Origin of the sequence: Helicobacter pametensis ATCC 51478, assembly GCF_000518225.1 — a bacterium.
Classification (GTDB): Bacteria; Campylobacterota; Campylobacteria; order Campylobacterales; family Helicobacteraceae; genus Helicobacter_G; species Helicobacter_G pametensis.
This window is the reverse complement of sequence record NZ_KI912401.1, coordinates 509784-524627: the sequence shown is the minus strand read 5'-3', so window position 1 is coordinate 524627 and position 14844 is coordinate 509784. Positions and strand designations below refer to the sequence as shown.

At 39.4% G+C, this 14844-nt stretch carries 17 protein-coding genes; 13 read left to right on the top strand and 4 right to left on the bottom strand.

Annotation, left to right across the window (positions count from 1 at the left end; genetic code table 11):
- Window positions 1–39: 39 nt before the first annotated feature.
- From tgt to T391_RS0107240, 6 genes are read left to right on the top strand one after another with little or no spacing between them, the layout of a single operon-like run.
- A complete protein-coding gene (tgt, locus tag T391_RS0107265; RefSeq protein ID WP_027327777.1) occupies window positions 40–1191 on the top strand; it encodes a tRNA guanosine(34) transglycosylase Tgt in 1152 nt (383 codons plus the stop codon).
- The gene (locus T391_RS0107260; protein ID WP_199769594.1) at window positions 1184–1873 is read left to right on the top strand and encodes a hypothetical protein; all 690 of its coding nucleotides are present in this window, start codon (window positions 1184–1186) and stop codon (window positions 1871–1873) included. Before tgt ends, T391_RS0107260 begins: the two co-directional genes overlap by 8 nt.
- A complete protein-coding gene (locus T391_RS0107255; protein WP_034584103.1) occupies window positions 1873–2589 on the top strand; it encodes a queuosine precursor transporter in 717 nt (238 codons plus the stop codon). Before T391_RS0107260 ends, T391_RS0107255 begins: the two co-directional genes overlap by 1 nt.
- An 8-nt stretch (window positions 2590–2597) precedes the next feature.
- Complete coding sequence (locus T391_RS0107250; RefSeq protein WP_027327774.1) at window positions 2598–3806, top strand: M48 family metallopeptidase; 1209 nt, start codon at window positions 2598–2600, stop codon at window positions 3804–3806.
- Window positions 3796–4644, top strand: a complete 849-nt coding sequence (locus tag T391_RS0107245) for a HemK/PrmC family methyltransferase (protein ID WP_034584101.1) — start codon at window positions 3796–3798, stop codon at window positions 4642–4644. The genes T391_RS0107250 and T391_RS0107245 overlap by 11 nt, the downstream gene beginning before the upstream one ends.
- A 50-nt stretch (window positions 4645–4694) precedes the next feature.
- Window positions 4695–6071, top strand: coding sequence for a dicarboxylate/amino acid:cation symporter (locus tag T391_RS0107240; protein ID WP_027327772.1), 1377 nt, complete (start codon window positions 4695–4697; stop codon window positions 6069–6071).
- Here T391_RS0107240 and miaA read toward each other — a convergent pair.
- The 3 genes from miaA to fliW are packed head-to-tail and all read right to left on the bottom strand — an operon-like array spanning window position 6068 to window position 8247.
- Window positions 6068–7060 (bottom strand): tRNA (adenosine(37)-N6)-dimethylallyltransferase MiaA, encoded by a 993-nt coding sequence (gene miaA / locus T391_RS08325; RefSeq protein WP_034584097.1) that lies wholly within the window; start codon window positions 7058–7060, stop codon window positions 6068–6070. The two genes, T391_RS0107240 and miaA, sit on opposite strands and share 4 nt — an antisense overlap.
- A gap of 2 nt (window positions 7061–7062) precedes the next feature.
- Window positions 7063–7842, bottom strand: coding sequence for a pyrroline-5-carboxylate reductase (locus T391_RS0107230; protein ID WP_027327771.1), 780 nt, complete (start codon window positions 7840–7842; stop codon window positions 7063–7065).
- A 6-nt stretch (window positions 7843–7848) separates the two neighbouring features.
- Entirely contained in the window at window positions 7849–8247 is a 399-nt protein-coding gene (gene fliW / locus T391_RS0107225; protein WP_027327770.1) for a flagellar assembly protein FliW, read from the bottom strand.
- 242 nt (window positions 8248–8489) lie between these two features.
- Here fliW and bamD point away from each other — a divergent pair, with 242 nt between their 5' ends.
- Entirely contained in the window at window positions 8490–9194 is a 705-nt protein-coding gene (gene bamD / locus T391_RS08320) for an outer membrane protein assembly factor BamD (RefSeq protein ID WP_084340148.1), read from the top strand.
- 8 nt (window positions 9195–9202) lie between these two features.
- On the top strand, window positions 9203–11593 hold the full coding sequence (gene lon / locus T391_RS0107215; RefSeq protein ID WP_027327769.1) for an endopeptidase La: 2391 nt from the start codon (window positions 9203–9205) through the stop codon (window positions 11591–11593).
- On the opposite strand, the gene T391_RS0107210 is transcribed toward lon, so the two are convergent.
- On the bottom strand, window positions 11590–12639 hold the full coding sequence (locus tag T391_RS0107210; RefSeq protein ID WP_027327768.1) for a pyridoxal-phosphate-dependent aminotransferase family protein: 1050 nt from the start codon (window positions 12637–12639) through the stop codon (window positions 11590–11592). The genes lon and T391_RS0107210 overlap by 4 nt on opposite strands.
- A gap of 143 nt (window positions 12640–12782) precedes the next feature.
- Between T391_RS0107210 and rpsP the strand changes: the two genes are divergently transcribed.
- The 5 genes from rpsP to rplS are packed head-to-tail and all read left to right on the top strand — an operon-like array spanning window position 12783 to window position 14825.
- Complete coding sequence (gene rpsP, locus T391_RS0107205; protein WP_027327767.1) at window positions 12783–13016, top strand: 30S ribosomal protein S16; 234 nt, start codon at window positions 12783–12785, stop codon at window positions 13014–13016.
- On the top strand, window positions 13016–13252 hold the full coding sequence (locus T391_RS0107200; protein ID WP_027327766.1) for a KH domain-containing protein: 237 nt from the start codon (window positions 13016–13018) through the stop codon (window positions 13250–13252). Before rpsP ends, T391_RS0107200 begins: the two co-directional genes overlap by 1 nt.
- The gene (gene rimM / locus T391_RS0107195) at window positions 13249–13767 is read left to right on the top strand and encodes a ribosome maturation factor RimM (protein ID WP_027327765.1); all 519 of its coding nucleotides are present in this window, start codon (window positions 13249–13251) and stop codon (window positions 13765–13767) included. Before T391_RS0107200 ends, rimM begins: the two co-directional genes overlap by 4 nt.
- Window positions 13768–14472: a tRNA (guanosine(37)-N1)-methyltransferase TrmD gene (gene trmD / locus T391_RS0107190; RefSeq protein WP_027327764.1), complete on the top strand. Its 705-nt coding sequence runs from the start codon at window positions 13768–13770 to the stop codon at window positions 14470–14472.
- The gene (gene rplS / locus T391_RS0107185; RefSeq protein WP_027327763.1) at window positions 14469–14825 is read left to right on the top strand and encodes a 50S ribosomal protein L19; all 357 of its coding nucleotides are present in this window, start codon (window positions 14469–14471) and stop codon (window positions 14823–14825) included. Before trmD ends, rplS begins: the two co-directional genes overlap by 4 nt.
- The last annotated feature ends 19 nt before the right edge of the window (window positions 14826–14844 follow it).

Sequence of the window (14844 nt, the reverse complement as noted above, 5' to 3'; positions counted from 1 at the left end):
TCTCAAAGACTGATTTTGGATTTTCAAGGAGTTTTGGCGATGATTTTTGAGCTTTTGGGAGAGGATAGAGATGCGCGTGCTGGAGTTTTGCGTCTTGCTCATGGAGAAGTCAAAACCCCTGTGTTTATGCCAGTTGGGACTCAAGGGGTGATTAAGGGGTTGGATTGTATGGATGTGATGGAGCATTTGAGGGCTGAGATTATTTTGGGCAATACTTATCATTTGTATCTGCGACCTACGCCAGAGAAGGTGCGGGAACTTGGGGGATTGCATGGCTTTAGTGGCTATAGAGGGAATTTTTTGACTGATAGTGGGGGGTTTCAAGCCTTTAGCTTGGGTGGGAAACGCAAAGAAGAGGGAATTGAGTTTAAATCCCATATTGATGGTAGTAGACATTTTTTCACACCCTCCAGAGTGCTTGATATCCAATATGCACTCAATAGTGACATTATGATGATTTTGGATGATTTGGTTGGATTACCTGCGACAAATGAGCGCATCCAAGAATCCATCGATCGCACCACCAAGTGGGCCAAAGAGAGTTTAGAATATCATCTCTCTCAAAAGCAGCTCAATCAAGCTCAAACAAACCATATCTTTGCCATTGTTCAGGGGGGGACTAATGAATACTTTCGCAAGATGAGTGCAGAATCTTTGGTGACATTAAGGGCACAACAAGGGAGCGTAGAGATTGGCTTTGATGGATTTGCTATTGGAGGACTTGCTGTGGGAGAGAGTGCTCAGGAGATGTATGAGACGCTTGATTTTACACTGCCTTATCTTCCTAGAAATAAACCACGCTATTTGATGGGTGTGGGGACACCAGAGAATATTCTTGAGGGGATTGAGCGAGGAGTAGATATGTTTGATTGTGTGATGCCTACACGCAATGCGCGCAATGCAAGCATTTTTACAAGTCAAGGAAAAATCTCTATCAAATCTCCCATTTATGCCCTAGAAGATAAACCACTTGATGAGAGATGTGATTGCTACACTTGCAAGCATTTTTCGCGAGGATATCTCCATCATCTCTTCCGTGCCAATGAAATCACTTATCATCGCCTAGCAAGCATTCATAACCTCAAGTATTATCTCAATCTTACAATTGGAGCTAGAGAGGCGATTTTGCAAGGGCGATTTAGAGAATATAAGCGTGAGATTTTTGATGGTTGGGGGATGGAGCGTGGGTGAACTAAAGAGATATGGGGTGATTGAGAGTAAAAATAAGCGTGAGATTGTTTTACTCCAAGGCTTAGGATGTCGCTATAAGCGTTGCTTGTTTTGTGATTATTATTTGGATGTTTCCCCTCAATATGAAGAAATTAATCATCAAGCCTTGAGTTGTGTTGAGGGGAGATATGGAATCTTGGAAATCATCAATTCTGGAAGCTTTGGTGAGCTTAGTCAAAAAACTTTGGAAGCAATCTTGCACATCGCACATACAAAGAAGATCAAACAACTTATTTTTGAATGTCATTATTTGTATCGTGATGAAATTTTGGATCTCAAAAAGTTTTTTGATGGAATAGAGGTGAAAGTCAAACTAGGTCTTGAGAGTTTCAATGTCTATTTGAGGGAAAAGCTTTTGAAAAAGGGGATTTGTGAGGTTTTTCCAAATCAAATCGCCCATGATTTTGATGAGGCCAATCTATTGGTAGGGCTGGCTGGGCAGAGCATTGATATGATTGAGCAAGATATTGTTCTTGGTTTGGAGTATTTTGAGAGAATCTGTGTCAATGTAATGTGTGATAACTCCAAAATGCACGCCAATCAGGCTGTAATTGATGAGTTTTTGGACACTCTTTATCCTTTGTATAAAGATGAGTGGCGTATCGATTTCTTGCTTGATAATACAGATTTTGGAGTAGGGTGATGAATGAACTATTGTTGATTGTAAGTCTTGTGCTTGTTTATGGGGGGGTTATTCTTGCCTATTTCTTTTTTGGTATTCAGGGATTGATGGTGTTTGGGGTGTTTGCAACTATTGTGGCCAATATTGAGGTGAGTCTTTTGATTGAGGCATTTGGGATGACGCAAACCTTGGGTAATGTTTTGTTTGCATCAACTTTCTTGATCACGGATGCATTAAGCGAATTTAGGGGCAAAAGAGAAGCTAAGCAGGCAGTGAAATTGACTTTGTTTTTTAGTGTTTTATTTCTGATGTCTTCTCAACTTTGGCTGCATTATGTGCCCATTGATCTTCAGATGGGTGAGAGCTTGCAGCATATTTTTTCACAGACGCCAAGAGTGATTTGTGCTTCCTTACTTGTTTTTGCGATTGCTTCATATTTGGATGTATGGCTTTATCATTGGTGGTGGAAGTGGAGTGTGAGGCTTTGTGGAGATCAGGAGAGATGGCTTTGGGTGCGCAATAATGGCTCTACTCTTATTTCTCAATTTGTCAATACGGTTTTATTTACTCTAGGAGCTTTTTGGGGTGTGTATGAATGGGATGTGATTTTGCAGATCATTATCTCAAGCTATGCGATTTTTGTGTGTTTGGCTATTTTGGACACTCCTATCCTGTATTGTCTTGTTTATTTAGCCAAACAAAAAAATGATTATCATTCGCAAAAACTTTTTGATTAGGGGAATTTATGGCGTTTTATTTGGTTTGTTTGTATTCTTTGTGTTTTGCGATTCCAAGTTTGGTTTTGAATCTTTTGCAATATAGACACATCCAAAAAGCGATGCAAAAAGAGGCGATTTTGCTCTCTCCGAAGGATTTTGTTGAGGCTGGGATCTATGCGCTTGAAAAATTGCGCTTAGCGGTGATGCAAGATATGATGGGATTGATCGTCTTTGTTTTGTGGATTTTCTTTGGGCTAGAGTGGATCAATACACTTTTGGCTCATTATGTGAGATCTGAGATAACTCATCAGGTTTTGATTGTTTTTAGTTTTTTGTTTCTCTCACAGATTCTCTCTATTCCCTTTAAGTATTATCAAGAGATGATCCTTGATAAACGCTTTGGTTTTAGTCATCAGACGATGGGTGTTTTTATCACGGATTTACTCAAGGGGGTCGTTTTGCTTGGGGTTGTAGGTGGAGCGATTTTGTATGTCTTGATCTTTTTGATGAGTGTATTGAGTTATTGGTGGCTTTGGGGGGCTTTGTTTGTGTTAGGTGTGGTGCTTTTGATCAATTTTGTTTATCCAACTTGGATTGCTCCATTGTTCAATAGCTTCACCCCTTTGGCAGATTCTGTGTTGCAAGAGAAGATTGAGGGCTTGATGAGGAGTGTGGGGTTTGAGAGTAATGGAATCTTTGTGATGGATGCTAGCAAGCGTGATGGACGATTGAATGCTTATTTTGGAGGATTGGGCAAAAATAAACGCGTTGTCTTATTTGATACTTTGCTTGAAAAAATTAGCACAGATGGGCTTGTGGCGATTTTGGGTCATGAGCTTGGGCATTTTAAACATAAGGATGTTGTGTTTAATGTTTTGATTCAAGGAGTTTTTTTGTTTGCAATTTTTTACATAGCAGGTTCATTGCCTCAAAGTCTTTTTGCTGAACTGGGGCTAAAAAAAATCCCTGCTAATGTATTGATAATCTTATTTTTGCTCGCTCCTTTGATTTCATTTTGGTTTTTGCCTTTAGTTGGATTTTTTTCAAGAAAGGCAGAATTTAGAGCAGATCGCTTTGGGGCATCATTAAGTTCAAAAAAAACACTCGCAGAGGCACTGATACGCCTTGTCAATGAAAATAAATCATTCCCAAGTTCTCATCCCCTCTATATCTGTTTTCATTTTACTCATCCTCCACTCTTAGAGCGCCTGAAAGCTCTAGATTATGAAGCATAGAATCTCTGATGCCTTAAAAGTGGGGGTAGAAAAACTCTCCAATAAAGAGCGCCCAAGGCTTGAGGCGGAGATTTTGCTTGCTTTTATCTTAGGGGTTGAGCGTATTTATTTGCATACACATTGTGATGAATTTCTCAAAGATTGGATGATACAGGACTTTGTGAGTAAGCTTGAAAGATTGCAGCAAGATGAGCCAATTGAATATTTGATTGGAAGTGTGAGTTTTTATGGCTATAGATGGAGGATACAGCAAGGAGTTTTGATCCCAAGACCTGAGACTGAAATCTTGATTGAGCGAGCAAGTTTGTGGATTGAGCAATATAAAATCAATCGGGTTTTTGAGTTGGGTGTAGGGAGTGGGGTGATCTCTATCATGCTAGCACTGCTTCATCCTAATCTTGAAATCATAGGAAGCGATATAAATCCAAGAGCAATTTCTCTAAGTCAAGTAAATCTTGAAGATTTTGCTCAAAATTATGATCAAACACTGAAAAATCGTGTTAAATTCCACCAAATTGATGTTTTGAGCAATAGAGATTTTTTTCTTGGAGAAAGTTTTGATCTCTTGATTTCAAATCCTCCCTATATTGCCAATCATTTCCCCTTGCCAGCCAATGTGCAATATGAACCAAAAGATGCTTTATTTGGAGGTGATGGTGGAGAGGAGATGTTGTATGCATTGGTGGATTTGGCTCAAGAGATGAGGATCCCTTATCTAGCTTGTGAGATGGGATATGATCAAAGAGAAAAAATGAGCAAAAAACTCAAAGATTCTCAATATCTTGAGTTTTATCAAGATTTGAGTGGATTAGATCGCGGATTTTTATCTATCTTATAGGCTTCAAGCCTTGAAGCTCAAGGTTTGAGCGAACATAGCAAGGAGAAAAAATGCATTCATTTTTAAGAGACTTTTTTTTGTTTTCATCATGGGGAACTGTAGTTGCTTGTGGTATCGTTCTTGGGATTTTTGTCTTGATTGGATATCTAAAAAATCGTCTAAGTTTTGCGCAACGAATGTTTGTGGGGCTATTGTGTGGAATTGGACTTGGGTTGGGGATGCAATATTTTGCAGGATTTCCAGAGGGGGGTATGGCTCAGAGGATTGTGGGTCTTGAGTGGTATTATCAAACTTATGCATGGATTGGATTTATTTCTTCTATTTTTATCAATTTTTTAAAACTTATCGTTGTGCCTATTGTATTGGTTGGGATTTTATATGTGATTTTAAATCTTAGAAATGAGATCAAACTTTCTTCTTTATTTTCTCGTAGTTTATTTTGGCTTCTTTTGACAACGGGGATCGCTTCCATGATCGCTGTTTATCTTGGAGTGCAGTTTTCTTTGGGTGAGGGATTTGTGAGTGGTGAAGTCAAGATTGCTCGCGAAGTGAAGAGCTTGGATCAGATTCTTTTGGGATTGATGCCAAGCAATATCATCGGATCAATGCAGCAAAATGCTGTTGTGGGTGTTGTGATTTTTGCAATGATTTTTGCATTGAGTGCACGAGCTGTGGGAGATGAGCATCCTTTCTATCAATCCTTTGTAAAATGTGTGGATTTTTTGCATCAAGTGATGATGAAAATTGCCATGCTTGTGATTGAATTTATGCCTTATGCTGTTGTGACAATGATTGCTGGGGTATTGATGCGTTATGGGATTGATGCGATTTCTCCCGTTTTAATTTTTATTGCGCTGATTTATTTGAGTGCATTTTGTGTATTTATCGTGCATGCCTTGGTCTTGCTAGCACATGGTCTTAGCCCTATGATGTATTTCAAAAAAGCAATTCCTGCTTTGCTGATGGCTTTCACTTCTCGCTCAAGTATTGCCACACTTCCTGTCACGATTGATGTGCTTAAGAATAGAATGGGGGTTAGCTCTATGAGTGCATCATTTGTCGCAACTCTTTCTACTACGATTGGAGCAAATGGATGTGCTGGATATTTGGGTGGACTTGTTGGGGTGTTTGCATTTCAATCTTTGGGTATTGAGGTTGGGCTTGTGCAGGGGATTATGATCGTTGTTTTGTCTGTGGTAGCTTCTATTGGTGTGGCAGGGATTCCTGGAATTGCCACAATGGTGGCCTCAATTGTTTTGACAGGTCTTGGCTTGGGTGAGCATTTTGGAATCTTGGCTATTGTCTTGGCAGTTGATCCAATCATGGATATGGCAAGAACGATGAGCAATGTCAGTGGGGGTATGATTGCAAGCATTGCTGTGGATAAGGAGCTCAAAACCCTCAATAAAGAGGCTTATAATGCTTAAAATGTCTGCAGAATGAAAGCTTTAAGCTCTTCTTGGTTGCCACAGATGATCCCTGTTTTTGGTAAATTTTTAATTGATTGCGATGTCGATAAGATTGAGCCAAATTGAGTGCGATTAAATGTGCTTTGGCGTTTGGCAAGTTGGGCTGTGTGAGTTGAGATAAGTGTGCAGAGTTCTTGGATATTTGAGGCAATCTTTGGGTTTTGGGGAGGGGTTTTTCCTTGTAGGACTTCAAGTGGAGTCTGGGTGAGGTATTGGATACATTCTTTGACGCCGATTGCACCTGCTGGCTGAATCAAATAATCATAATGCTTAAAAATAGATTCAATCTCCTCAAGCAATCCTTTTTGCAGCATAGATTGTGTCCTTTTTAAGATGCGCTTTCTTAAGAGATCGCGATCGATAGAGAGTGCATATTTTTCAATCGGATGTGGAAAGGGCTCTCGTGGATGATTGGCAAAGAAAAGAGATGGAGGAGTGTGGGTTGCGAAATAAATCTCAAGAGCCCGATAGAGGCGATAGGTATCGTTGGGATGGATGGGATAGTTTGGATCGATGGCATGCAAAAATGTGTAGGGATCGGGTAGGGATTGAATCTGCTTGTGAATAGCTTGACTTTGTTGGGTAGAGAGAGGAGGGTGTGGAGAGAGTCCTTCAATAATACTTTTGAGATAAAAGCTTGATCCACCGATGATAAGGAGGGCTTTGTGTTGTTTTTTTTGGCTTTGCTGAATGGCTTGAAGAAGGAGAGTTTTGAAGAGTGGGGCATTGTTTGCTTGATTGGGTTTTAGGATGTTGATTCCATGATGTGGGATTTGCGCGAGCTCTTCTTTGGAGGGTTTGGCTGAGACGATATCAAACTCTTGATAGATCGCTAGAGAATCAAGGGAAAAAATATCGCAGTTGAGCTGTTGAGCAAGCTCCAAGCCAAATGCACTTTTCCCGCTTCCAGTCGCACCAAGAATGGCGATTAGGCGAAAATTATGCAAGGTTAGATTTTTCCCTTAGCTTTCAAAACAGCTTGGTGTGCTGCTTCTTGGATGATCCCTTTTAGAGCATGACTTTCTAAATAGGCCAAGCCCTCAGCAGTCGTTCCTCCAGGACTTGTAACAAGTGTTTTGATCTCTTGTGGGGTGGAGGATGAGAGAAGGTGGGCAAACCCCTCAAAAGTAGCATATACAAGCTCTCGACTTTGATTAAAAGCAATCCCCTCACGCACTCCTGCTTCAATCAATGCTTCTGCAATGAGGGCTAAAAAAGCTGGAGAACTTCCATTGGTGGCAATGCTAGCATCAATCAAGCTTTCATCTCCTAGGACTGTTGCCCAGCCAAAGGCTTGAGTGAGTTTGATGGATAGGGCTTGAGCTTCATGTGTGCCTATGCAAAATAGACTTGTTGCTGATTTTTGAACTTTTGCACTGACATTTGGCATTGCTCGTGTGATATTTTGCGCTAGGGGGAAATGCCGCTTGAGGGTTGAGCTCTCCACGCCAGCCATCACAGAATAAAGCAAGAAAAATGATTGATTGAGTTGAAGAGAGGAGAGACCTTTGGGCTTGATACAAAGAATAAGAATTGAATCTTTGGAGACAAATTCCTCTAAAGATGAGATTGCTTGAAGGTTGGGATAGCGTGAAGCAAATGTTTGGGCGCGTTCAAAATCGCGTCCAAATACATAAAAGTTGGCCAAACGAAAGTCAGGATGATTGGAAAAGCCATCCATCATCGCAGAGGCTAGATTCCCATAACCAATTAAGATGAAGTTTTGCATAGGCTTTTAAGATTGAATTTGATCTTTGTAATAAGAGTCAATGGTTTCTGCAAGTCCGTATTGGGGATATTTGGCGCTATCTAAGACGACTTGTGCCATTGTTTTGTTTTTGATATTGAAAATTACTGGGGCTAGAAAGTTGATCGTTGATTGCTCAATTGGAGTTTGAATCACCATAATATTGCCAACCAAAACATCCTCTTCATTTTTAATATCTAAAAGAAGCTCAAGAGCTGAGGGGATCTCAAAATCATAAGGACGCAGTGCAAAGGGATTGATCAGAGTGAAAATTGGTGAAGAATCTTCATCATTAGAGAGTTTCATAAAAAGATCATCAATCTTTTCAAGTCTCATTTTGCCTACATCTTCAAAACCTAAAATGGGTGACTTTACCTCAAAAACCATCTTTATTCTCCTGATAGTCTATATCTCAATATCAACAGGACGGCTTCTCGCTTTTTGATCTTGATATTTGGGAGTGAGTGCAGTCTTGTCGTTTTTAATTTATTCTATCCTAAAACATTTTAAAATTAATATACAACTAGAGCCGTGTGAGATATAATCGCACACTTCTTAAAGGGCAAAATAATAAAAACTCGCATTGAGTTTGTAAATGATTGCATTTTGTTGTAAGGTCAGATGTGGGAATGAAGATTCGGTTGTTTGTTTGTGTTGTGTGTTTGGGGATGTTTTTTGTTGCATGCTCTAAAAAGGTCGATGAGTATGATAAGCCTGCGATGTATTGGTATGAAGAAATTTTCAAAGAGATTCGCTATGGCAATCTTGAAACAGCTGATACCAAATTCGCTTCATTGCAAAGTGAGCATGTGAACTCTCCGCTAGTGCCAGAGGCGATGCTTGCTTTGGGACATGCACATATGGCACAAGATGAATTTTTGCTTGCAGAATTTTATTTTGATGAGTATTTGAAGCGTTTTTCAAATCGTGCAAACTATAGTTATATCAACTATCTCAAGATTTTAGCCAGATATTATTCTTTCAAAAATCACAGCAAGGATCAGCAATTTATGATGGATTCTATGGTTGAGATTCAAAACTATTTGGATGCTTATCCAGATGAGATCTACACACCCTATGTCGCATATATTCTGACCAAATTTAAGTTAGGTCAAGCAGAATTGAATTCAGCGATTGCTAATGTATATCAAAAAGAAAACAAGAAATATGCAGCCAAGTTGTATCTAGATCGCAATGATGAGGATTTGAGAAAGAATTTTAGAAATGTCACAAATGGAGTGCCTTGGTATGTGATGGAGGCATTGGAGATCAAAAAGATCGATTATATTCTTCCTTCTTATAAACCTTGGTATGTGATGATTTTTAATTGGTAGGAGGTTGGATGAATCCAGATTTGTTCAAAATAAACATTATTGTAGAGGAGAATCTCTCTGTCTATCCCTTTATGATCACCCCCGTTTTTGTGAGTAATCAAAAAAATATTCAAGCCATCAATCAAGCATTTAGTGGAAGCAAAAAACTCTTGATTGCCTTTTTTGAAGAGGGGAGTAATGAGGATTTTTATCGTGTGGGTGTGGTGGGGGAAATTATGCGCAAGGTGGCTTTGCCTGATGGTCGTATGAAGATTTTATTTAGAGGGATTGGGAAGGCTATTATCCAAGAACTCACTTCTCACTCGCCACTTGAGGGAAGTGCTCAGACTTTTGTTTATAAACCTTACAATCAAGAAATGATTGAGGCGACTTTGGAGGTTTTGCGTGAGCAGCTTCAATATTTGGCCAATGTCAATTCTTCTATCTCTCCAGAGCTTCTTAGAGCAACAGAAGAAGCACAAGATCCCAATCGAATAGTTGATCTGATCGCCTCAAGTCTTAAACCTAAAAAATCTCAAGCTTATGAGTTATTTGCCAAAGATGATGTGCAAGAGAGATTATTGCTTTTGATTGAGCTAATCGTGGCAGATATTGAGAATCAAAAGTTACAACGAGAGATCAAAAGTCGTGTCCAAAACAAGATGGACAAGGTAAATAAAGAGTATTTTCTCAAAGAACAAATTAGACAGATTCACAAAGAGCTTGGACTTGAGGGGCAGAAAGAAGAGGAAATTGAGCGCTATCGAGATAAGCTTGCCAAAATCAAGCCTCATATCAATGAGGAGATTCACAAAGAGATTAAGCGCCAGATTGATCGTCTGAGTAAAATGAATCAAGATAGTGGGGATGCAAATATCATCCAAAACTATATCGAGTGGGTATTAGAGATCCCTTTTGGCAAACTTAGCAAAGAAAAGATCTCAATCCAAAATGTGCAAAAACAACTTGATAGTGATCATTATTCTCTTGAAAAACCCAAAAAAAGAATCGTCGAATATTTTGCTGTCAAAGAATTGCTTGCTCTCAGGGGTAAAGAAAGTAAAGATTCTAAGGGAACGATTTTGTGTTTTTATGGTCCTCCAGGTGTGGGAAAAACCTCATTGGCAAATTCAATTGCTAAAGCGATGGGAAGATCTCTTGTGCGTCTTGCCTTGGGGGGATTGGAAGATGTAAATGAGTTAAGGGGTCATCGTCGTACATATCTTGGAGCAATGCCTGGGAGAATCACTCAGGGATTGATTGATGCCAAAAGTATGGATCCTGTGATGGTGCTTGATGAGATCGATAAAGTAGGGCGTAGTTTTAGGGGAGATCCTACAAGTGTGCTTTTAGAGATTTTGGATCCTGAACAAAATAAAGAATTTCGCGACTATTACACTAATTTTAATCTTGATCTTTCACATGTTGTTTTTATTGCCACAGCCAATGATATTTCACAGATCCCAGCTCCCCTAAAAGATCGTATGGAATTTATTCAGATTTCAAGCTACACTCCCCAAGAAAAGGAGCAGATTGCCAAAAAATATCTGATTCCCCAAGAGCTCAAAAAGCATGGCTTAAAAAACTATGAAGTGAGTATTACCTCAGGTGCGCTCAAAGAAATCATAGAAAAATATACAAGAGAATCTGGAGTGCGCAATCTTCGCAGGCAAATTGCAACAATCATGCGCAAAAGTGCTCAAAAGATTTTACTTGAGAGTTTGGATGGAGGAGAGAGTAAGGTCTCAATCAATCAAAAAAATTTATCTGATTTTCTAGATAGGATTGTTTTTGAGATCGATCCTGCTGATAAGGTCAATCGCATTGGGGTTGTGAATGGATTGGCATGGACAAGTGTGGGAGGTGATGTGCTTAAGATTGAGGTTGTGCGTGTTTTGGGGAAAGGGAATCTTGCTCTGACTGGAAGTCTGGGAGATGTGATGAAAGAATCAGCACGGATTGCTCACTCTGTGATCAAGGTTTTGCTCTCTGAGGGAAAACTAGATACAAAACTCAAAACCCCAAAGGAAGCATCTCATAAAGATGATAAAGATAAGAGAGTTAAGCCAATTTATGAGTATTATGATTTGCATTTGCATGTCCCAGAGGGTGCAACACCCAAAGATGGTCCAAGTGCGGGCATTGCGATGGCAAGTGTAATCGCCTCTATCTTAAGTGATCGCAAGATTAGAGCTGATGTTGCGATGACTGGTGAGCTGACTTTGAGCGGAAGAGTTTTGCCCATCGGGGGCTTAAAAGAAAAATTGATCGCTGCATATAAGGCTGGAGTGAAAAAGGTTTTAATCCCGCTTAAAAATCATCAAAGAGATCTAGATGAGATTCCATCTGAGGTCAAAGAAGGGCTTGAAATTATTGCTGTGGAGAAAATAGAAGAGGTGCTCCAAGAAACTTTGGTCTAGGATAGAGTATTTTGGAGGTTTTTATCTTGTAGTGAGATAAGAACTTCTTCTAAGCTCTTTAAGAAATAGTCATAGTCTTGCAAAATTCCAAAATTTCCAATCCTTGATATTTGAGTTTTGAGATGACTTTGTCCGCTTGAGATAAGGATTTGTTTATCTTGTGCAAGGATGTTTTTGATCTGATTGTGTGGATCACAAAAAGCGATGATAGAGTCTGCAGGAGATGTGGAATAAATGGGGATTTTGTAGTGATTGAGAAGATCTCTTGTTTGTTTGGCTCGTTTGGCAACTACTTGATAATTTATCTCAAAATCAAGATGTTCAAACACCCATGAGAGTGCGACAAAAAGTGAAGAGGGAAGACTAAAGGCAATAGGGGAGTGAAGATAGTTTTGCAAGGCAAGATAGAAGGAGAGGGGTGATCTTGTTTGAATGAGTTTCAATGCAGGATTGCTGATACCCACAAAGGCTAGTCCTGTGGGTAGCATAAGTGCTTTTTGCGTTGCTCCAATGCATGCATCAATATGAGTAAGATTGAGAGATTCTGCTCCAATAGAGGCGATGCCATCAAGGATGATTAGAATCTGTGGGTTATATGCCTTGATTTCTTGTGCGATGAGGGCATAGGGTTGTTTTACCCCTCCACTGCTTTCTACACTTTGAAAACAAACACACTCAATATGAGGATAAGATCGCAAATAATCCAAAACCTCTTGGGGTGAGTGGGCTTGATTCCATTCTTTTGTGATGCTGTGAGTTTGGATGCGGAGGTTATGTGCGATTTGACTCCAGCGTTGCGCAAACTTTCCATTTTCTAAAACAAGGACACTGCTTGGAGCAAGACTGCTCAATGCGCTCTCCATCCCCCCACTTCCGCTTGAGAGTAGGAAGAATATATGGGGTAAGCCTAGGAGTTTTTTCATATTTGTCACACATGATTCAAAAATTTCTTCAAACTCCTTGGAGCGATGATGTAGGGTTGGAGATGCAAGAAGTGAGAGAATTTGATCGGGTGTTTGAGTGGGTCCAGCGCTAAAGAGTTGCATACTATCTCCAAAAGAGAATCTTAAACTTATAAAGTTTGTGGCATTTTGCCACGAGTTGCAAAAACTTAATCAGTTTCGTGTAAAAACACTTTATAATAACCGCTTTTGAAATATCTGAAACATTTTTATAAGGAGATGAATTCATGGCAACAGTGATTCGATTGACAAGAATGGGTAGAAAGAAAAAGCCTTTTTATAGAGTAGTTGTGACTGATAGTAGAAAAAGAAGAGATGGAGGGTGGATTGAATCTATTGGGATTTATAATCCTCTTGTTGAGCCTGCTTATATCAAAATCAATCAAGAAAGATTGGCTTATTGGAAGAGTGTTGGTGCTAAGATGAGTGAGAGAGTAGAGAAGCTTTCATCTACAAAGTAATGATTGAGCATTTTGTCAGAGAGTATGCCAAGAAACTTGCAACACATCCAGAACTCATTAGAGTGGAATCCCAAGATCATGGGAGCGATGTAGATTTGACACTTTTTGCTTCTTGTGAAGATGTAGGGAAATTTATAGGCAAGAATGGAAAGATGATTCATTCTTTGAAAAATGTATTATCTGGTTGCAAAGTTAAAAATGGAAAGAGCTACAGGATCGTTGTTCAACCCATATGATTGAGGTCGCTAAGATTGGAAAAACGGTGGGGGTTTATGGGGGGCTTAAGTTGCATCTTTTGACAGATTTTCCACAAATTTTTTCTTCTGATGTTACCTTTTTTGCTCAAAAGGGGCATCTCAAACAAGAGATTTTTAAACTCAAAATCAAGACTTATCAAGATGGTATTGTGTGTTTTTATGGATATGAAAGCCTAGAGAGTGCCAAGACTTTGACTAATGCTGTGCTAAGTATGAGTATAGAAGATACAAGGATGATATGTCCATTGCAAGAGGGGGAGATGTTTTGGTTTGATCTGATTGGAGTTAAAGTAGTGGAGCGTGGTGAGCTATTAGGGTATGTCAAAGAAATTGATCGGATTGGGGAGACTGATTATCTAATCGTTGCAGCCAATAGTGCTGAGACAAAACGCCCTAAAACTTTTATGATCCCCTATATTGAGCGCTATATTTTGTCCGCATCTTCAGATGAGATTCAAACTTCTGGAGCCAAAGATATCTGGCTAGAGAGTTAGATGAAATTTACCTTTTTGACACTTTTCCCTTCACTTGTGCGATTTTATTTTGAGGATTCGATTCTTAAGCGTGCGATAGATCAAAGATTGATTGAGATTGAGATTGTGAATCTAAGAGATTTTGCGCAGAATAAATATCAAAAAGTCGATGAGCCTCAGATTGGGGGTGGAGCTGGACAGGTGATCTGTGCTGATGTTTTGGATCGTGCTTTGAGTGCAATTTCTACAGAGGCACATATTGTATTTTTAACACCAAGTGCGCCACTGTTTTCTCAAAAAGATAGCATAAGGCTTGCTCAAAAAGAGCATATTGTATTTGTATGTGGGCGTTATGAGGGATATGATGAGCGAGGACTTGAGCTCTGGGCTGATGAAGTGTTTTGTGTGGGAGATTTTATTGTGACTGGGGGAGAGCTACCGGCTTTGTGTCTATGTGATAGTATCTCTAGGCAATTAGATGGAGTTTTGGGCAATGCACAATCTTTGATCGGAGAGAGTTTTGAGGATTTTTTGCTCGAGGCTCCTGTTTTTGCCAAAACAATCCAATGTGATGAAAAATTTTCAAAAATTTCTCCACCTTTGGAATATTCTAGGGGAAATCATAGTAAAATTGCGGGTTTAAAACTTAGCCTTTCTGAATGTAAGACAAAATATCATAGACCCGATCTTTATCAGAAGTGGAAAAATCATAAGGATAAAAAATGAAAAATCGTTATATTGAGAGCTTTGAGAAAGCACAAATTACAGGAAAAGAAGTCCCATCATTTAAGGCAGGAGATACTTTGAGACTTGGGATCAAGATCCAAGAAGGAGATAAGAGCAGGATTCAAAATTATGAGGGGATTTGCATCGCTGTGCGTGGAAATGGTGTAGATCGAACTTTTACGGTGAGAAAAATGGGTGCAAACAATGTGGGTGTTGAGAAGGTTTTCCCACTTTATAGTGAATCATTGGACAAAATTGAAGTATTGCGTATTGGTCGTGTGCGCCGAGCAAAGCTTTATTACCTCAGAGATCGCAAAGGAAAATCTGCGAGAATTCGAGAGCTTAGAAAATAACTATTTAAAGTATGGGGGT

Excerpts from the sequence above, each read along its gene's own strand:
- T391_RS0107200 (WP_027327766.1), top strand. The coding sequence starts at position 13,016 with ATGATTGAGCATTTTGTCAGAGAGTATGCCAAGAAACTTGCAACACAT.
- fliW (WP_027327770.1), bottom strand. The coding sequence starts at position 8,247 with ATGGTTTTTGAGGTAAAGTCACCCATTTTAGGTTTTGAAGATGTAGGC.
- T391_RS0107250 (WP_027327774.1), top strand. The coding sequence starts at position 2,598 with ATGGCGTTTTATTTGGTTTGTTTGTATTCTTTGTGTTTTGCGATTCCA.
- tgt (WP_027327777.1), top strand. The coding sequence starts at position 40 with ATGATTTTTGAGCTTTTGGGAGAGGATAGAGATGCGCGTGCTGGAGTT.
- T391_RS0107255 (WP_034584103.1), top strand. The coding sequence starts at position 1,873 with ATGAATGAACTATTGTTGATTGTAAGTCTTGTGCTTGTTTATGGGGGG.
- bamD (WP_084340148.1), top strand. The coding sequence starts at position 8,490 with ATGAAGATTCGGTTGTTTGTTTGTGTTGTGTGTTTGGGGATGTTTTTT.
- lon (WP_027327769.1), top strand. The coding sequence starts at position 9,203 with ATGAATCCAGATTTGTTCAAAATAAACATTATTGTAGAGGAGAATCTC.
- T391_RS0107210 (WP_027327768.1), bottom strand. The coding sequence starts at position 12,639 with ATGCAACTCTTTAGCGCTGGACCCACTCAAACACCCGATCAAATTCTC.
- trmD (WP_027327764.1), top strand. The coding sequence starts at position 13,768 with ATGAAATTTACCTTTTTGACACTTTTCCCTTCACTTGTGCGATTTTAT.
- T391_RS0107240 (WP_027327772.1), top strand. The coding sequence starts at position 4,695 with ATGCATTCATTTTTAAGAGACTTTTTTTTGTTTTCATCATGGGGAACT.
- T391_RS0107245 (WP_034584101.1), top strand. The coding sequence starts at position 3,796 with ATGAAGCATAGAATCTCTGATGCCTTAAAAGTGGGGGTAGAAAAACTC.
- rpsP (WP_027327767.1), top strand. The coding sequence starts at position 12,783 with ATGGCAACAGTGATTCGATTGACAAGAATGGGTAGAAAGAAAAAGCCT.
- T391_RS0107230 (WP_027327771.1), bottom strand. The coding sequence starts at position 7,842 with ATGCAAAACTTCATCTTAATTGGTTATGGGAATCTAGCCTCTGCGATG.
- rplS (WP_027327763.1), top strand. The coding sequence starts at position 14,469 with ATGAAAAATCGTTATATTGAGAGCTTTGAGAAAGCACAAATTACAGGA.
- rimM (WP_027327765.1), top strand. The coding sequence starts at position 13,249 with ATGATTGAGGTCGCTAAGATTGGAAAAACGGTGGGGGTTTATGGGGGG.